This is a genomic window from Bacillus sp. J14TS2 (genome assembly GCF_018333015.1).
GTDB lineage: Bacteria > Bacillota > Bacilli > Bacillales > Bacillaceae_C > Lederbergia.
The window spans coordinates 23,168-40,933 of sequence record NZ_BORE01000001.1 but is presented as its reverse complement, the minus strand read 5'-3'; the positions used below and the strand labels follow the sequence as shown (position 1 = coordinate 40,933).

The 17,766-nt window shown below is 36.1% G+C and carries 10 protein-coding genes and 1 pseudogene; 8 read left to right on the top strand and 3 right to left on the bottom strand.

Translation table 11 applies throughout. The features are described from left to right. Positions 1 to 16: 16 nt before the first annotated feature. Both KI375_RS00175 and KI375_RS00170 read left to right on the top strand, forming a co-directional pair. Positions 17 to 3,076, top strand: coding sequence for a discoidin domain-containing protein (locus tag KI375_RS00175; RefSeq protein ID WP_212971556.1), 3,060 nt, complete (start codon positions 17 to 19; stop codon positions 3,074 to 3,076). Positions 3,077 to 3,523: 447 nt separating this feature from the next. Then, entirely contained in the window at positions 3,524 to 5,509 is a 1,986-nt protein-coding gene (locus KI375_RS00170) for a glycoside hydrolase family 2 protein (protein ID WP_212971555.1), read from the top strand. Between the two features lie 1,555 nt (positions 5,510 to 7,064). Here KI375_RS00170 and KI375_RS27855 read toward each other — a convergent pair. Next, positions 7,065 to 7,254: pseudogene (locus tag KI375_RS27855) on the bottom strand (YHYH domain-containing protein); the annotation flags it as partial. A 778-nt stretch (positions 7,255 to 8,032) separates the two neighbouring features. On the opposite strand from KI375_RS27855, the gene ftsZ reads away from it, so the two are divergent. From ftsZ to KI375_RS00135, 6 genes are all read left to right on the top strand, one after another. After that, positions 8,033 to 8,989 (top strand): cell division protein FtsZ, encoded by a 957-nt coding sequence (gene ftsZ, locus KI375_RS00160; RefSeq protein ID WP_212971553.1) that lies wholly within the window; start codon positions 8,033 to 8,035, stop codon positions 8,987 to 8,989. A gap of 179 nt (positions 8,990 to 9,168) precedes the next feature. After that, positions 9,169 to 10,125 carry a DUF4822 domain-containing protein gene (locus KI375_RS00155; protein ID WP_212971552.1) on the top strand — a complete coding sequence of 319 codons (957 nt, stop codon included), beginning with the start codon at positions 9,169 to 9,171 and terminating at the stop codon, positions 10,123 to 10,125. Between the two features lie 57 nt (positions 10,126 to 10,182). Then, complete coding sequence (locus KI375_RS00150) at positions 10,183 to 11,679, top strand: sensor histidine kinase (RefSeq protein WP_212971551.1); 1,497 nt, start codon at positions 10,183 to 10,185, stop codon at positions 11,677 to 11,679. Further along, entirely contained in the window at positions 11,651 to 12,346 is a 696-nt protein-coding gene (locus KI375_RS00145) for a response regulator transcription factor (RefSeq protein WP_212971550.1), read from the top strand. The genes KI375_RS00150 and KI375_RS00145 overlap by 29 nt, the downstream gene beginning before the upstream one ends. A 26-nt stretch (positions 12,347 to 12,372) precedes the next feature. Next, complete coding sequence (locus tag KI375_RS00140; RefSeq protein WP_244852118.1) at positions 12,373 to 13,191, top strand: ankyrin repeat domain-containing protein; 819 nt, start codon at positions 12,373 to 12,375, stop codon at positions 13,189 to 13,191. A gap of 614 nt (positions 13,192 to 13,805) precedes the next feature. After that, positions 13,806 to 15,248 (top strand): DHA2 family efflux MFS transporter permease subunit, encoded by a 1,443-nt coding sequence (locus tag KI375_RS00135; protein ID WP_212971549.1) that lies wholly within the window; start codon positions 13,806 to 13,808, stop codon positions 15,246 to 15,248. A gap of 203 nt (positions 15,249 to 15,451) precedes the next feature. On the opposite strand, the gene KI375_RS00130 is transcribed toward KI375_RS00135, so the two are convergent. Together KI375_RS00130 and KI375_RS00125 are read right to left on the bottom strand one after the other, a co-directional pair. Continuing rightward, a complete protein-coding gene (locus tag KI375_RS00130; protein ID WP_212971548.1) occupies positions 15,452 to 16,660 on the bottom strand; it encodes an acyl-CoA dehydrogenase family protein in 1,209 nt (402 codons plus the stop codon). A gap of 203 nt (positions 16,661 to 16,863) precedes the next feature. Then, a complete protein-coding gene (locus KI375_RS00125) occupies positions 16,864 to 17,736 on the bottom strand; it encodes a UbiA family prenyltransferase (protein ID WP_212971547.1) in 873 nt (290 codons plus the stop codon). Between the last annotated feature and the right edge of the window lie 30 nt (positions 17,737 to 17,766).

The following is a 17,766-nucleotide window of genomic DNA, read 5'->3' as shown; positions in this document are numbered from 1 at the left end:
AAAATGAGGGAGTAATATGATGATTGATTTATCTGGGAAATGGTCGTACAAAGTAGACATTGAAGATATTGGAGCTCAAGATGATTGGTTTTTAGCCAAATTCACTGATTCGGGCTTTCAAATTCCTGGTAGCACTACTGATAATAATGTTGGAACTATTTACGAGTTTGATGGTTCGTTGACTAAAGAAAATATTCGCCATTTACGGCAAAGAAAACAATATGTAGGGAAAATCTGGTTAAAAAAAGTGATTGAAATACCAGATTTTCAACCCGAAAAAATTTATGAGTTCATCTTAGAAAGAGTGATGTGGCAATCAGAGCTTTGGATTAATGGACAGTATGTCGGTTCCAGAGATTCATTAAGTACTGCCCATCGCTATGATATTACTAACTTTATTGCGTCCAAAATAGAAATCGTTTTGTGTATTGATAATCGCGACATTCATCAGATCAATACAACACCAAGTGCTTATACTGAGGAGACGCAATCCATCTGGAATGGTATGATTGGCAACTGTCGAATTGAAACACATCACTTTTTGTTTCGTCAAATGAAGGTATTAACGAATTACGACCAACAATCGATTGAGCTAACCTATTCTTATGAATCAATAAATCCAAACGCCAAAACATTATATATCACTGTTGAAAAAGAGGGGAAAGTAGTTAAAGAGACAACTCAACCTATATATGGTAATAGCGGTAGTGGAAAACTTACTATCTCTTTACCAAACATAGTTTCTTGGGATGAATTTCATCCAGAGCTTTATGATCTCATATGTACAGTAGAGATGAATGATGAATGTATTGCCTGTGAAAAGCAGAGAATTGGTTTTAGAAAATGGTCAACAAATGGCAAGCAGCTACAACTAAATGATCGCCCCGCCTTTTTAAGAGGAACGATCGATTGTTGTATATTTCCATTAACTGGATATCCACCAATGGATGAAGCATCGTGGTCAAAGATTTTCCAAACGATCAAAGAGCATGGACTCAATCATGTGCGTTTTCATTCATGGTGCCCACCGGAGGCGGCATTTGCTGTTGCAGATCAAATCGGCTTATATCTGCAAGTAGAAGGACCAATTTGGTTGGATGCTTGGATGCCTTTCATACTAGGGGATAGGGCTGATCATTATACATTCTTCCAAGCCGAAAGTGAAGCAATTGTAAATACTTATGGTAATCATCCGTCTTTTTGTTTCTTTAGCTGTGGCAATGAAATTCGTGGTGAGTTTGCTATTCTTCGTAAGATAGTAAAAAGCTTGAAGCAAATGAACAGTAATATTTTATATACTTTAACATCAAATTGGGATCGGAAAATTGATTCCGAGGATGACCTGTTCATCGCGCAAACTGTTGATAAAGTACCAGTTAGAGGACAGTATGATTTAGATAAAATGGTTGAGGAAACGACTATTGAATTTTCGAATGCAATTGCACTACGTCAAGTTCCAGTGATTTCTCATGAAGTCGGTCAATACAGTGTATATCCATCAATTCGTGAAATAGATAAATATTCTGGGAATCTTCTACCAGTAAATTTTCAAGCCATTAAAAATGATTTAGAAAGTAAAAACATGTTGAAATACGCCGATGATTTTACTTATGCTTCAGGGAAACTCGCGTTTGAGTTATATAAAGAGGAAATTGAAGCGAGTCTGCGAACTGAAAAAATGGGCGGTTATCAATTGCTCGGATTGAACGATTTTACTGGACAGAGTACAGCAACGGTTGGCTTGTTAGACGCTTTTTGGGAAAGTAAGAATCTAATGAGAGTAGAAGAATACAGGCAATTTTCAGCACCACTAGTTCCTTTAGCAGTAATGAAAAAAAGAATTTTTTCTGCTGATGAGACCATAAGCATAGATTTGGAGATTGCAAATTACTACCAATTTTTAGATTCACCAAAAGTTATTTGGTCACTTTCTTCTGAAACGGATTGTATTTTTTCTAAAGAATTTAATTTGCCTAAGCTAGATTTGGGCTTGAATCACATAACTGAAAGAGTTGTTTTTTGCTTAAAGAATAAAGTAAAGCAAAACTCGCAAATGGTTTTAGAGGTACAGGTAGAACTTGAACATGCCATCAAGTTTAAAAATTCGTGGAAATTATGGTGTTACGTCAAAGAAGATTCCGTACCTAACGTTATCGAAAGTACAACGATAACCGAACCGATTCTAAAAGAGGTGGAAAATGGCGCTTCCTTGCTCTTAACGCCGGAAAAGGCAACAGTCAAAGAGGCCGAAAAGACAACTTTTTTCCCTGTTTTTTGGAGTCCAGTTCACTTTAAATCCAAAGATAATTGTGGATTAATCGTAGATAATGAGCATCCATTGTTTAAACTATTCCCAACGGAAAAATATGCGAACTATCAATGGAAATCATTGATTGAAAATGCGTTTTCCATACCGTTTCATGAATTGGCGGAATCCTTCAATCCAATGGTGCAGGTAGTGCCGAATTTCTTTAATAATAAGAAAATGTTTGTATTGAGTGAATTTGTTTATGGTGACGGACGGATTGTAGTGACATCTCTAAACATCCATGATGAATCTTTACCGGCAATAGCATTGAAAAATGCGCTGAAATTCTACATGAACTCGAAACAATTTGAGCCAGCCAATAGAATCTTTAAAGATCAATTAGCAAGTCTTTTTTATGCAGAAGGCACCCAGAAAGAGGAAATAGATTTAGCCGAATTGGGTGTTTGTACGGCTGACAGTGTTTACAGTGCTGATTTTGCACCAGAAAATGCCATCAATAACAAATCCTCAAGCTACTGGAAACCGAAAAATAATAGTCCGGGTCACTGGTGGTGTATTGACTTAAAAGCAGTTCATAGGATTAAAGAAATCGAAATCGAACTCTTGTCTAAAGGAACTTATTACTACGATGTGAGCGTGTCAGAAGATAATCACAAATATCAAAAGTTGATTAGTAAAACCATCAGCCCTAAAAATAGCTTAATTATCTCTGATGAAGTGGAGACGTCCGCTAGATATCTAAGGATTACTTATGGAGATGTTAGCAAGGGCGTAGAAGTAGGTCATCGCAGTGTTAGGATATTCTGAATAAGGGAAATGATGAATGCTAATAAATTTCGATTTGAATGAATGACTACAATAGCGTTGTGATGGGGAGATATAGTGTTGGGCAATGTCTCTGTCATAGCGCTTCTTATATATGGAAACCTTGAGCAATAAATATAAAGAGTGAGAGAAAGCTATTGGTTTTACTAGAAAACGCAAAGCAAATAAACGGATTACACAAATGTTATTGAGGAAATTAAAGAATATCCAGATTATTTACATTGACAAACGGGTACATCATGAGCTTTATCCCGGTAATTTGGCTAAAACCTGTAAGCACATTATACAGCTTGCAGGTTATGACCTCTTCATATAGATAGACAAATTGTTTCTGGTAGTCAGTCTGGCGGCTTCTCTGCATACAAAGTGATCTCAAGAAATTTTTAGTCGCTGAACTAGAATGTAATGGTGTAGGGGGATAAATCTAATATGAAAGTTATTAAAAAATACATAGTTCTTTTCACGTTTGCACTAATGTTTCTCTTTTTTAATGTTATACCATCTGTCCAGGCTTCTAATTCAAATGATACTTCAAAAGAACCGATGAACACAGAGATTAGAAACATCGACGGGACTAAAGTTCTGTTTCAGTATGGTAAACCGGTCCCTTCCTTTGATAACTGGAATAAGGAAGAAAATAATAGAAAGAAAAAATCGCTTAACGGTAATTGGAAATTTTCTTATGATCCTAAGAATCAAGGGTTAGAAAAAGGTTGGCATACACCGGGTTTTGATGATAAAAACTGGGAAGGAAAAAAGGTTCCTTCAAGCTGGGATTTATATGATGCCCCCAGTTTTGACTCATATGATGGAGAAAAATACGGTCTAGGTAGTGCCTTTTATGATGGATATGCTTGGTACAGGGCTACTTTTCATGCGGGTGCAGATTGGAAGAATAAGTTCATTAAGATGAACTTATTGGGCGTCAACTATAAGGCGGAAATCTTTTTTAATGGACATTTTATAGCTGCTCATGAAGGAGGACATACTCCTTTCTCGGTTGATCTTGGACATTTTATTAAAACAGGAAATGAGAACACTATTGCCATAAGAGTATATAGAAGACCTTGGTATGATTCTTATACAGCTAAAAAGCAGAATCCAATAACTGATGATAAAGAATTACCTTATAAACCAGTAGATTTTTGGCCGTATGCTGGGATAACGAGGGATGTTTATATTGAAGTGACTTCACCGGTTACTGTTAGCAAGGTCATTACAGAAGCCAAACATCATACGTTACAGGTTTCTTCAGTTATTTTTAACAACAGCAATCGAAAGGTTACGAAGAAAGTAATCACTACTCCTGGTAAGAAAACAGGTGGAAAGGCAACTATAAGTAATGTTCAACTAAAAGCAAATGAAGTAAGAGTCGTGAAACACACGATTGATATTCCACTTGCAAAGGCGTGGGACGTTCATAACCCTCACCTTTATATGGCGACCGTAAAAATTAGCGATATTAATGGTAAAACCGAGGATCAATTGACTGCAAGTTTCGGAATGAGGACAATCGAGGTAAAAGGTGGAAAACTTTTGCTAAATGGTAAACAGGCATTCCTTAAAGGCTTAAACTGGCATGAAGAAACAGCAAGGAGTGGCAGATCTCTTTCTGTTAAAGAATATAATAAAGAACTCAATATGGTTTTAGATACGGGAGCTAATTTTATTCGTAACAGCGTTTACAATCGACACCCATATGTATATGAGTTCGCAGACAAATATGGGCTACTTGTGATGGATGATATCGATAATATGTGGCTTGACATCAAGCAACAAGAATATCAAACTAAAACCTATGGATTATCGAAGGCATTAGCTTCCACCATGGCCTGGAACCAAATCAACAATCCATCTGTCATTTTATGGGGGTTACAAAACGAATCCGAAACTTCAAGTGCTACTGTGTATAGAGAGTGGATTGGAGATATGAAGGCTGCTATAAAGGACCTAGACCCTCAAGACAGACCAGTTACCTGGGCAAGCTCTACTAGTTGGGATCCAGCGTTTGATCTAGCGGACGTGATCGGGTTTAATGAATATTTTGGTTACTTCTATGGAGAGGATAGTGACTTAGGTAGTACATTAGACCAAGTACATGAACAGTATCCGTCTAAGCCCATCTTAATTACAGAAAACGGAACATGGTCTATATATGGTAATCACGGATCTCCATTGATACAAGGTACAGAAGAATGGCAGGTAAAAAAATTTGAAAGCCATTGGGAACAAGTGGTGAATCGCAGTGAATACATGGCGGGATATACATTCTGGGTTCTAAAGGATTATAAACAAAGAGTGGATTATAATCATAATTATAATGGTATTTCCGCAATGGGCTTAATGACATTCGGTCGCCAAGAGAAAAAACAGGTTTACTATGCATTTAAGAACGCTGTAAACCCTTTTAAATAAAAGGATGTATTATTCTGGTTATTCATTTTATTTACAAAATCTTATAGACAAACCCATTCCTAGATTGTTTAAAATGAGTTTGTCTATTTACATAGACTTTTTTAAGTGTCTATTATATAGGGTACTTTTTTAGTATTTACTACTAGATAGTTTTTTCCCGATCAGAAGCGCCTTAGGTATAGTGCTAAGTTCATCACTGTGTGCCAGTTTCTAATACAATTCAGACAGGGTGATAATCGCTCTTTTAAGATAATCCGGCTATGAGGTTCCAAGCCCCTTTGTCATCGTTTGTAATTCACAATCGATGGTGAAGGAATGATTGAGATCTTCAATTTCATTTAATTAGTTATTGGTGTAACTAACCAGCGCTCTAAAACAAAGCTGAATCTTTAACTGCAGTCTCAGTTTTCAGCTCTGCCCCTATCTGTTCTTCTTTCTTCTGTGAGGGTATTTTTAAATGTGAATTAGGATAAATAGATACTTTTTTACGTTTAAAAAATCATATCATTTCCTGAAATTCTCAGAGTGAAAATTTAGTCTATCTTGCGTCTGCTTTGCCTTCTTACTAATAGATAGGTCCCCCCTAAAGTAATGCCTCCGAGTGGAAGCCCAATGCCGATAGTGGTGACTGCCTTTTTACGTTGTTCTTGCTTTCTTAAGGCCTGACCATCTTCGAATAATGTGTTATAGAGAGCAACTGATTCTTTGTTTTCCTTATATTCTTCTGGGATAAAATAATCTGCATTTGTATGTCCGTTTTCAAAAGCTGTTTCTTTAATGTTAACTGCTGTATTGTTAGAATCATATCCTTCTTTATGCCATGCTAGTAAGTCCTTCTGATTATAGCTTTCTGGTACTTCATAATTCATTAGAAGGTAAGCATCTTGATACCCTTCTTTTAAAACTTCCTTTTTTCTAGATAATTTCCCTTCCTCATAGCCTTGTTCATATGATGAGATAAATTTCTTGTTAATGGAAGTTGTATCAGGCTTAGCTAGTTCGTATCCATTCTTTTTTCCCTGCTCTAATTGTTTTGCTTTTTCTTCATTGCTTCTGGTCTCATATCCCTTTTCATAATGGGTCTTAAAAGATGTCATTAAAGTTTCGTCGTCTAGATAGTTTTTCGGAATCACCAGTTTCTCAAGAGAATAACCTAAATCGTACCCTTTTTCTTCAGATTGATGGATGGATTGTTCCCTAGTAAATGCTTTAATATAGGCTTCTTGATAGCTAGAATTCCATTCTTGTGATTTGGCACTATCCTCTCTAACTGCTTGTTCCCCATTTTCACGGTAATCACTTTGACCGTCTTTTTTTCCTTGCTTCGCTCCTTCTTTTTTATCCTTTTCCTGAATTGCTTTTAAACCGTCAAGATATCCAGCATCGTACCCAGTGGTGAATCCTTGTTCGTACCCTTCGTTTCCAGAGTTACTTTCAGAAGCTTTTTCTTTTCTGTTGTAACCATCCTCATATCCCTGTTCTTTTCCTGCAGCTTTCCCTTCCTCAACGTCGGCCTGAGTGTAACTAGGTGTTGGTGGAGATCCAGAGTTCGAATTAGGAGTTGTTGCATCTGAACTGCCACCATTGTGATAATGATACTCTCCATATTCAAGGCCCCATTTCTCACAATTCGTTCTACATGTATGCCCACCATTCGCATCTGTTCTTCCTGGATGTGCCTCTGCTTTTATTATAGGAAATAAGATACACACTGCTAGTAAAATAGATAGATAATTCTTGTTCATATTGATCCCTTAGCCCTTTCTGTAATATAGGAAAATATTCCCTCTATCATTATAATGGAGATGTTATCGAGAACAATTTGTTTTTATATAAAGTAATCAATATTTTCATACCAATTTTTAGAGAATTAGATAATTAGTTTACAATTAGCGAAAGGGAGTATCCAAAAATGAACAGATAAAAGAGAGCAGGGGTGAGCCTTGTTATTAAGACAGAGGCTTGTGCCTCTGCTCTTCTGAAACTGCTACCTATGGTCTATTGCCTAGCATATTAATGCCGTATATTGCTTATCGAGTTATATTATATTAAAATAAAAAATAGAGCTTCCCTTTCCAAAGGGATCCTTCAGCTCTTTGAGGGATAATAATTCAATGAAAGGCATTGTTAAAGTAGTTTTCTTTAAAAAAACTACTTTAATAATGCCTTTTTCTTTGCATAGGAAACTATAAAAGTGTCGCTTGTGGATAACTGTTTACCTTGCAGTTGGTGTCTAGCTACAGGCGCCATCGGCTCGAGGCTCGCAGGAGCGAGTCCATCGGCGTTGCGCCAGGACGGCGCGAATTTAGCCGATGTTCTGCATAATAACCTGAGCCAATGAAAGGCAAAGAACGCCTTTCTTTGTCTCAGAACATTTGCTTGTCGCCGATAGGCGGGCGCCTTGCGCTTTTCTTGTTAGGTAATAAAAGAAAACAAAAAGTTTCGAAAAAAAGTAAGTAATGCTTGGATGATTTATAGAACGTTTGAGACATTCATATAGATGAATCAGAAGGAGAGATGGAGATGAAGTTTGATACAAATACCGTTGTCATTAAGGTAATCGGTGTTGGCGGCGGCGGAAACAATACCGTAAACCGAATGATCGAGTATGGGGTTCAGGGTGTGGAATTTATTGCTGTTAATACAGATGCGCAAGCGATCAGGTTATCACAAGCTGAAAGTAAGATGCAAATCGGTACAACATTGACAAAAGGCTTAGGAGCGGGAGCTAATCCGGAGATAGGTAAAAAGGCAGTTAAAGAAAGTAAAGAAAAGCTCCAAAGGATCATTAAGGGTGCAGACATGATAATTGTCACTGCCGGAATGGGAGGCGGCACAGGAACAGGTGCCGCCCCTGCAATTGCCGAAATTGCTCGTGAGTTTGGCATACTCACCATTGGTGTTGTAACATATCCCTTTACGTTCGAAGGTCGTAAGCGTGCAATACAAGCGGAAGTTGGAATCGCTACAATGAAGAAAGCAGTAGACAGTTTAATTGTTATCCCAAACGATCGTTTATTGGAGATAATACATAAAAATACACCTATGATTGAAGCCTTTCGTGAAGCGGATCATGTCCTACGTCAAAGTATCCAAGGAATCACCGATTTAATTACTGTACCTGGATTAATCAATGTCGATTTTGCCGATATCAAAACAATCATGTCCAATAAAGGTTCGGCTTTAATAGGCCTTGGCAGTGCAACAGGTAAAGACCGTGCAATTGAAGCTACCAAAAAGGCTATTTCTAGTCCGTTACTTGGAACCTCCCTAGATGGCGCCCGAGGTCTGCTTATGAAACTCACAGGCGGAACAAATTTAAGTCTATATGAGATACAAGAGGCTGCAAATATTATTACTTCTAAGACAAACAACGAGCTAAATATGATTTTCGGTTCTTCCATTAATGAAGACTTACAGGACGAGGTTATTATCACTGTTATTGCTACTGGCTTTAATGACCCGAAGGATAGAATTTAATAACATAAGGGAAAACGGACAACTAATCGGCAGGCCAAATAGAGCACGGATAACGAAACTATTCAGATTTTATATAAATTTTATATTTTGTTCATTTGGGTTTCATTTATTGTTTATATGGATTTTATACTCATTGCTTACTATTAGTTTATACAAAAGTTAAGGGAGATGTAAAATCTATGTTTACAAAGAAAAGTTTATTCATGTTCATTTTGAGTAGTGGTCTTATTCTTACTGGTTGCGGTGCAAATGATAGTGTTAGTAAAGAAGAAGAGCAAGGAACAACACAGGAAGAAACAAGTGAGGTCGAGGATATATCGAATGGTGAAGAACTATCCAACATCCTTACCTCTACGGATTGGCAAGGTACCGAGGTACATGATGAAGAGGGAAAAGATCTAACAGAAGAAAATAGTGATTTTATTGGATTGGCAAAATATGATCAAGAATCCAATCGCTATGAATTTTTTGATAAAGACACAGGTGAAACACGTGGAGATGAAGGAGTATTTTTCATCACGAACGATAGAGGAAAACGGATATTAATATCTGAAAGTATGGGGTATCAAGCGGTTGTCGATATTACAGAACTGAGTGATGAAAAGTTTACCTATAAACGAATGGGTGAAGATGAAAATGGTAATGAAACAGAAGTATATGTTGAACATGTACCGTATAATGAAAATGACCTAGAGTTTACCAATGGAGGTAAAGAATTAACAAGTGAAACAGGTGAAATGATTAAAGACATACAGGGTGATCACATTTTAGGGGAAACCTTATGGAACGGTACAAAAGTGGTGGATAACGATGACAATGATGTGACAGAATACAATGAAAACTTTATTAGTCTCGCTAAATTTGATGCGGAGACAAACAAATATGAATTTTTTGATTTAACTAGTGGTGAAAGCCGTGGAGATTTTGGATATTTTGCTGTGATTAACAATAATAAAATTCGTGCACATGTATCGATCGGAGAAAATCAATATGGTGCTGCATTAGAGATCACTGAGCTAAACGATGATCGTTTCACCTATAAGCGAATGGGACAAGATGCTGATGGGAATGAAATCGAAATCTATGTGGAGCATGAGCCTTATGAAGGTAATTTTGATCCTTCCTTTGATTTTTAAAAAAGCTTTTAGTTAATATAATCTTATCTAGTTAACCAAGGTGGGGAGGAAACAGGTATGAATATACGCACACAATTTTTAATCACGTTTTTTGGAAGTTTAATGGTTATTATCTGTTCAATGGTAGCTATATTCTGGTTACTGCTGTTTGCCATCAATGGGGAAGCCTCCTCACCTGTTAAGCTTTATAAATCCGTTACCCAACAAAAACAAATTACCTATGATGAGCAAGAAGCTTTGGTTACCTTCCGAAATATCGCTAAGGAAAATCCAGATGATTTATTGAAAGCTAATATTCAACAAAGTATTGATGCTTATGAAACGAAAGATTTAAATATTGTTATCCGGAAACAAGATGAAATAATGTATCATTCTCCTGACCTTGTTGTAAAATCATTAATCGTTCACGCCCCTAAATTTGATACTGAGAATATTTATACACAAGGCACTATCGACAATAAAGGTAGCCTTTATCGTTATCTCAAGTTTGACTTTCACTTTTCTGATAATGACAAAGGCAGTGTGATGATTTTAAGGCAAGAAAATAGTTTTTCTGAATTTTTACAGAGGTGGGGGCTAATTATTATTACTTTAATTCTAGCCATTGCTATTTTTCTTGTCTTTATGTTTAACCGTTCCCTAAATAAAGCGATTATTGTTCCTTTGCGTGAATTAAATAGGAAAGTGCAGAAATTAAAAGAAGGAAAGTTAGAAGGGAAAATTGAAGTTTCAACTAGCAAAAAAGGGGAAGTGAATGAGCTTGCTCAAGAATTTGAGAAACTGCGTGAGGCGTTAAACATAGTCAGTAAAGAAAATAAAAAATACGAAGAAAATAGAAAAGAATTACTTTCTAATATTTCACATGACTTGAAAACACCGATTACTTCGATTGTTGGCTATGTAGAGGGATTAAAAGATGGTGTTGCAGATACACCAGCAAAACAAGATAAATACTTAAATATCGTCTATAATAAAGCCAAAAATTTGAACTTTTTAATTGATGACTTGCTTGTATTTTCTAAATTAGATGTGCAAAAATGGCCTTTTTCCTTTGAGTATATTGACCTCAAAAGGTTTCTTGTCCATTTTGTTGAAGAATACCAATTAGATCTCGAACAAAAATATATTAACCTTACCTTAGAAGATATTTATTTAAACAAAGCTATTGTGCGAATGGATGTCCAGAAAATTCGCCGTGTGTTAGATAATATTATACAAAACAGTATAAGGTATATGAATAAAGATAAAAAGCAGATTATGATTTTTGCAAAACAAGAGATCGATGAAGTAAGGATAACCATACAAGATAATGGTTCCGGGATAGCTATGGAAAATTTGGAGATGATTTTTGATCGATTTTATCGTGTGGAGAACTCCAGAAATAGTGATAAAGGCGGCAGTGGATTAGGTCTTGCTATTGCTAGACAAATCATTTTAGAGCATGGTGGAAACATAAAAGCGGACAGTGAACTAGGTGAGGGTACTAGTATCACTTTTACCCTACCTTTAAAGGAGAATGGATATAATGAAGGAAATTCTATTAGTGGAGGATGATCAGGATATAGCAGAATTGCAAAGAGATTATCTTGAATTAAATGAAATAAATGTCAATATCGTTTCTGATGGCTTAGTAGGCTTAGAAGAAGGGCTCACTGGGAGATATGACTTAATCATATTGGATATCATGATACCAAGCATGTCGGGATTTGAGATTTGCAAAAAGTTGCGCGATAAAGTGAATACACCTATTTTAATGGTGTCTGCAAAAAAGGAAGATATCGATAAAATACGTGCGCTCGGGTTTGGTGCGGATGATTATATTACAAAACCCTTTAGTCCTAATGAGTTAGTTGCACGTGTAAAATCGCACTTAAACCGTTTTGAGCGTTTAACAAAAGGACAACAATCAACCTCCGATGAAATCTTAGAAGCCAATGATATTCGTTTGAATACAAAGTCACATAAAGTTTTTTCCTCCGATCAAGAAATCAATTTTACGACAAAAGAATTTGAGCTATTGAAATTTCTCATGAAGAATCCGAATCAAGTGTTTAGTAAAGAAGATTTATTTGAACGAGTTTGGGGATTGGATTCATTTGGTGATACGTCGACCGTTGTTGTTCATATTAAAAGATTGCGGGAAAAGATAGAATTTGATCCCAAAAACCCAGTATTCTTAGAAACAATCTGGGGTTCCGGTTATAGATTTAATCACAATTAAAATATGCCAAGGAGATATTAATATTTATGAATTTTAAGCATATAAACAGACTGTTTATTTTTCTTATGTTTATTTTAATAATGGCAGCTTGTCAAGATCAGGATAGAACAGTGCTAACAAATGTAGATAAAGAGGAAAAGAGTGGAGAAGAGCAAACGGCTGAGATTATTGATGAAGACACACTATCACCAGAAGAAACGAATGAAAATGAAGAGGTTGCACAAGAAGTGAAGAACGAAACGAGTCATTTTGAAGATGGAAGTTTACTAAAAGCGGTGGAAGAAGACGATCAAGAATTAGTGCTATCGATACTAGAAAATTCCGATTATCAAGTAGAGGAAATGAACGACAATAGTGAGACGCCACTGATGCTTGCTGTGCATAACAATTTCATTGAGATCAGTAAAATGCTTATTGATCACGGTGCAGATATTAATAAACAAGATGAGATTTCAGATAGTCCTTATCTATATGCAGGTGCTCAAGGCAGATCCGAAATATTAAAGTATATGTTGGAAAATGCTACACCTAACGAGAAGATATTTAACCGTTTTGGAGGGAATGCACTTATTCCTGCTGCGGAAAAGGGGCACTTAGAAAATGTTAAATTGCTTCTAGAAAAAAGCAAAATTGATATTAACCATCAAAACAACTATGGTTATACAGCGCTTATCGAAGCAGTGGCTCTAGCATACGGTTCTAGAACATACCAGGACATTATTCGAATTTTGCTGGAGAATGGGGCAAATCCCAATTTAAAAGATCACCACGGAAAAACAGCCCTAGATTATGCACAAGAATTAAATTATGTTGAAATGAAAAACATTTTAAAAGAGTATAATTAAGTTTTTTTAAAATGTTAAATCGCTCTGGGAAACTTCAAAAAATCCACAAAGCTTAGTGGATTTTTCTTTTCACAATTGAACATCAATCCATTGAATGATCAGCTTTGATATAGCTTTCTACTGTTTACTACAAAGCTAAATATTATAATGACTTTTCAATAAGTAAAAACTTCAGCAAGTAAGTCATTTTGTGGAACAATCCTAAAAAACCCATGTCAAAGTATAGAAGAGGCTGCCCATTTATTCCTTTACCGCGTCCGTTATTTCTGTTTGGTTTCTTCCATCAATTGAGGTGATTTTTGTAAAGTGCGTTTTTATATAGACTTTTTCTCGCGTCCGTCATTTCTAATAATTTACCATTTCTCTTGACTAAATTTTTTAAAAAACTAAATTTCCTCATTGCTTTTAATGTTGGGACATATGAAACTTTTTGTAGCAATAGAAAATTCCCCCTCTTCTTTAATCAAAATAATAGAGTGTAGCATATCCAATACTCTGTATATGGAAAACATAAGTAAAACTAACTTTATTGATATTTTTAATATAGCTAACCTCGTGATAATATATTTAATATTATTGTATTAACCGATTAAAGGAGTTGTAGATGACAGATAATGTCTGATAATCAAAGTCAAGTGAAAATTGTACCACTAATGATATCCTTACTCATGTGTGGTTTTATGGGCATGTTTAGTGAAACGGCCCTTAATATTGCCTTACATCATTTAATGATAGAATTTGATGTTTCCGCTGCTACTGTCCAGTGGTTAACAACAAGCTATCTGCTCGTTTTAGGTATTCTTATTCCTATTTCGGGTTTGTTAATTAGACGATTTAAAACTAAAAAAATATTTATTACTGCTATCCTTTTTTCTATTACTGGTTTAGTGCTTGCAGCCAATTCTCCTAACTTTTCTATATTGTTACTTGGTCGAATTATCCAAGCATGTGGAACGGGTCTTGTAACACCATTATTATTTAATACTATTTTGGTTGTTTTTCCTCCGAATAGACGTGGAGTGGCCATGGGGATTGTTGGTTTGGTTATGATGTTTGCACCGGCAATCGGTCCAGCTGTTTCTGGATTTATTATTGAACATCTAAGTTGGCATTGGGTATTTTGGATACCGATCCCCTTTTTAATCATTTCCTTATACTTGGGTCTAATCTATTTAATTGATCTATCTATTAAAGACAAACCAGCAATTGATTACGTTTCTATTATTTTATCAACCTTGGGATTTAGCGGGCTTGTTATGGGGTTCAGTCTTGCGGGGGAAGAGCATGTAGGATGGACAAGTGTGCCAGTTCTTGTTTCTCTCTCAACGGGGTTAATATCTTTGATCTTGTTTGGCTGGCGTCAATTAATACTTGAGGAGCCAATCCTTAATATACGGGTTTTTAAACATCCTATGTTTGTGATGGGAATAGGATTAACAGTTTTAAGTAACATGATAATATTTTCAAGTAATTTACTACTACCTATGTACATACAAGGAGGGCTGGGTTTATCTTCAGCAGCGGCAGGCTTACTATTGCTGCCAGGAGGGGTTATTAATGGAATTATGTCACTTGTTAACGGACATTTATTTGATAAATATGGTCCTAGATGGTTAGTGATTCCTGGTTTTATATTAGGGCTTACTTCGGTGCTTGTCTTTTCAAAGATATCAACTACTACTCATGGGCTAACGATTATCGTCTTCTATACCCTTTTAATGGTAGGGATGTCTATGATTACAACACCGTCGCAAACAAATGGATTAAATCAATTGGAACGAGGTAATTATCCTGATGGGACAGCAATTGTGAATACCACCATTCAGACTTCTGGTGCAATTGGTACGGCTATCGCTGTCAGTATACTCAATAGAAGTCAAAATGCTTTTTTAACTCAAGTAAATAATCCTCAGAATGCTACTGCTCAGATAGGGGCCTTGGTTCAGGGGATTCAGCATGCATATAACTTTGCCGTAATTGTAGCTATTATCGGCTTAATATGTTCCCTATTTGTTAAACGTGCTCAGTATGCCCATAGACTTTTTAAAAATGTCTAACACATCCTGTGAATCTCGTAATTCCTTCTTTAAACACGTAATCTCTTTTTCAACATCGGAATTATAATCACCGTCACTACTGATGCAAAATGTCCCACCACATTACGAGATTCTATTGCATCCAAAAAATTTCTCCCTTTGTATATTTTTCAATTACCTGTACTCTTTAATTAAGTTCGCACTGTTTCTTTTGCAATAAAATTTTATATTAAAAATGTGTTCGGTTCTTGCTCTGCTAAGTTTCTTCCATACAATTCAAGGCCTGTTGTTGGTGTGATTAACCCATGTTGGGGAGGAGTTTTTGCATCTTTCATGATTTTGGATAGTAAGTTTGAATCTGAAATTTCACTCCCTCCAGCAATTGAAAAAAGAAGATCTACTGCTTCACAGTTCAATCTATTAGCGTAACTACAGTCTACACGTGCTTGTACACGACTATCAAATGGCATATATTCTCCAGAAGCTGCCCAGCTATCAATTTCATCTGCTACACGATATGCTAGTAAACTAGCTGTTTCCATTTTCATAACAGACTCTGCTAATTGTATATGTGTCACTCCTGCTTCTGCCTGTTTGGTATGGAATGTGTATTGGATTCTTCTGTCTGGTAATTTTTCTAAAAAGATTTCCTTCGCTGCTGCACTCAGGCCTATTCCTGGAGCTAGTATAACAAGTGCAGCTGCTGGAATTAAGGCTGATCTATATAGGTCTTGATCGTGTAAATGTACTGATGGATATTCCCCAACAATAGCTTTTGATAAAGATACTGTCCATTTATCCGGTACAAATACATTTTCTACTGTAAGGCTATTACTTCCTGTTCCTCGCATGCTCATTGTATGCCAATCGTCTAAGACATTAACATCCTTACGAGGAATAAGTGCAGCACCAGGACCTACAACTTCTCCATTATCATCGACTAGTGGGAAACCTAATAGGAAGTAATCTGAATGATTTGAACCAGATGCAAATCCCCACATGCCTTCTTTAATAAGATATCCTCCTTCAACTTTCTCTACCTTACTTTTTCTCGCCTCAAATACACCACAACAATTAGCAAGGGCACCATCTTTAAAAACTACATCATGAACTTCCTTAGTAAAACTTACAGAAACCATCCAGTTTGCAAAGTTTATTGTAGCCACTACCCAGGCAGTAGAGCCGCATCCCTTACCAATCTGTGATACAATATCAAGACACTGTCGAAATTTCAGTTGATAACCTCCATACTTTTTAGGTGTTAGCAATTTTAGGAGCCCAGCATCTATTAATTCGTTTATAGTAGATTGGGGAATACTTCTTAGATTTTCTGTTTCATTAATTCTCGCCCGTAGATTTGGTATCATTACCTCAGCTTTTTCTAGTAATCCTTCATAATATGTGGATCCAACTGCCATTTGTTTATTTACCATATAAATCCTCCTCGTTATAATCCTAATCCCATTCTTAAAACCCTAGTTTCTCTATACAAATTATTTTCAGTTAACAACTAATTTTTAAGACTTTGTATTCAATTAAATCCCCATGCTATATTCTAAACAGTTATCTCGGAGTCCCCCCTGAAAGCACTGATCATATCTAAAGATAATTCTGGTTGGGTGTGATAACTAGAAGATTAAAGAAAAAGAGGACCCATCATTAGTAAAACAGAAAGTGCGGTGTATAACTTATACGTCATATCGTCTGCATCCTTAGTACGGAGATGGAGAATACGCCATACAAGATACCAAGAGCTAATTGTAAATATTAATATTCCTATACTACTTTTGACTGAAAGTTCTCCCCAAATATAAATAGGTACAATAAATAAGAGAGGCTGAAATGTTAAAGCAATGGCAGATGTTTTTCGGCTTAAAGTATCCCCAAGTATCATCGGTAATGTGCGTCTTCCATTTAATTTATCCCCTTTTATATCGCGAAGATCTTGAAGAATACTACAGGTAAACCAATATATAAAAAAAACAGTAAACCACGTGATTGCCATTGGACCTATATCTCCGTTTATAAAAATCCATAAAGGAATAGTAACTACTAAAGTGCTAACATTCGCTAATAGGGTTTTTATAAACCATTGACGGGCCCCACCCCAATAATTATATGCTACTGAATAAATAATCCAAATGGCAATCCATAGCATTCCTCCTATAATATAGATAAGGAAAAGATGGACTAACAATACAATAGGTATTCGTCTTTCTATTTGTTTTGGGGTACATAACCCACTTGGAATTGGACGATGAGGTTTGTTTACTTTATCCTCCTCTATACCAATTAATTGATTCATGGCATCAAAAGAATATGCCGTGAGCAAACCATGGATTGCTCCTACTAATATTATGATAGGCAAGGGCAACGCTGGTTCGCTTGACACACTCCAGGCAGCTATACTGAAACCTCCACCAGCGATTACACTTGGGACAAAATTAGATCTAACAACTCTCCAACTAAGATAAATTTCAAACCATATAGCATTCATTGCAACAATCATAAATTTAAACACCTCGTTCAGTAACTTTTT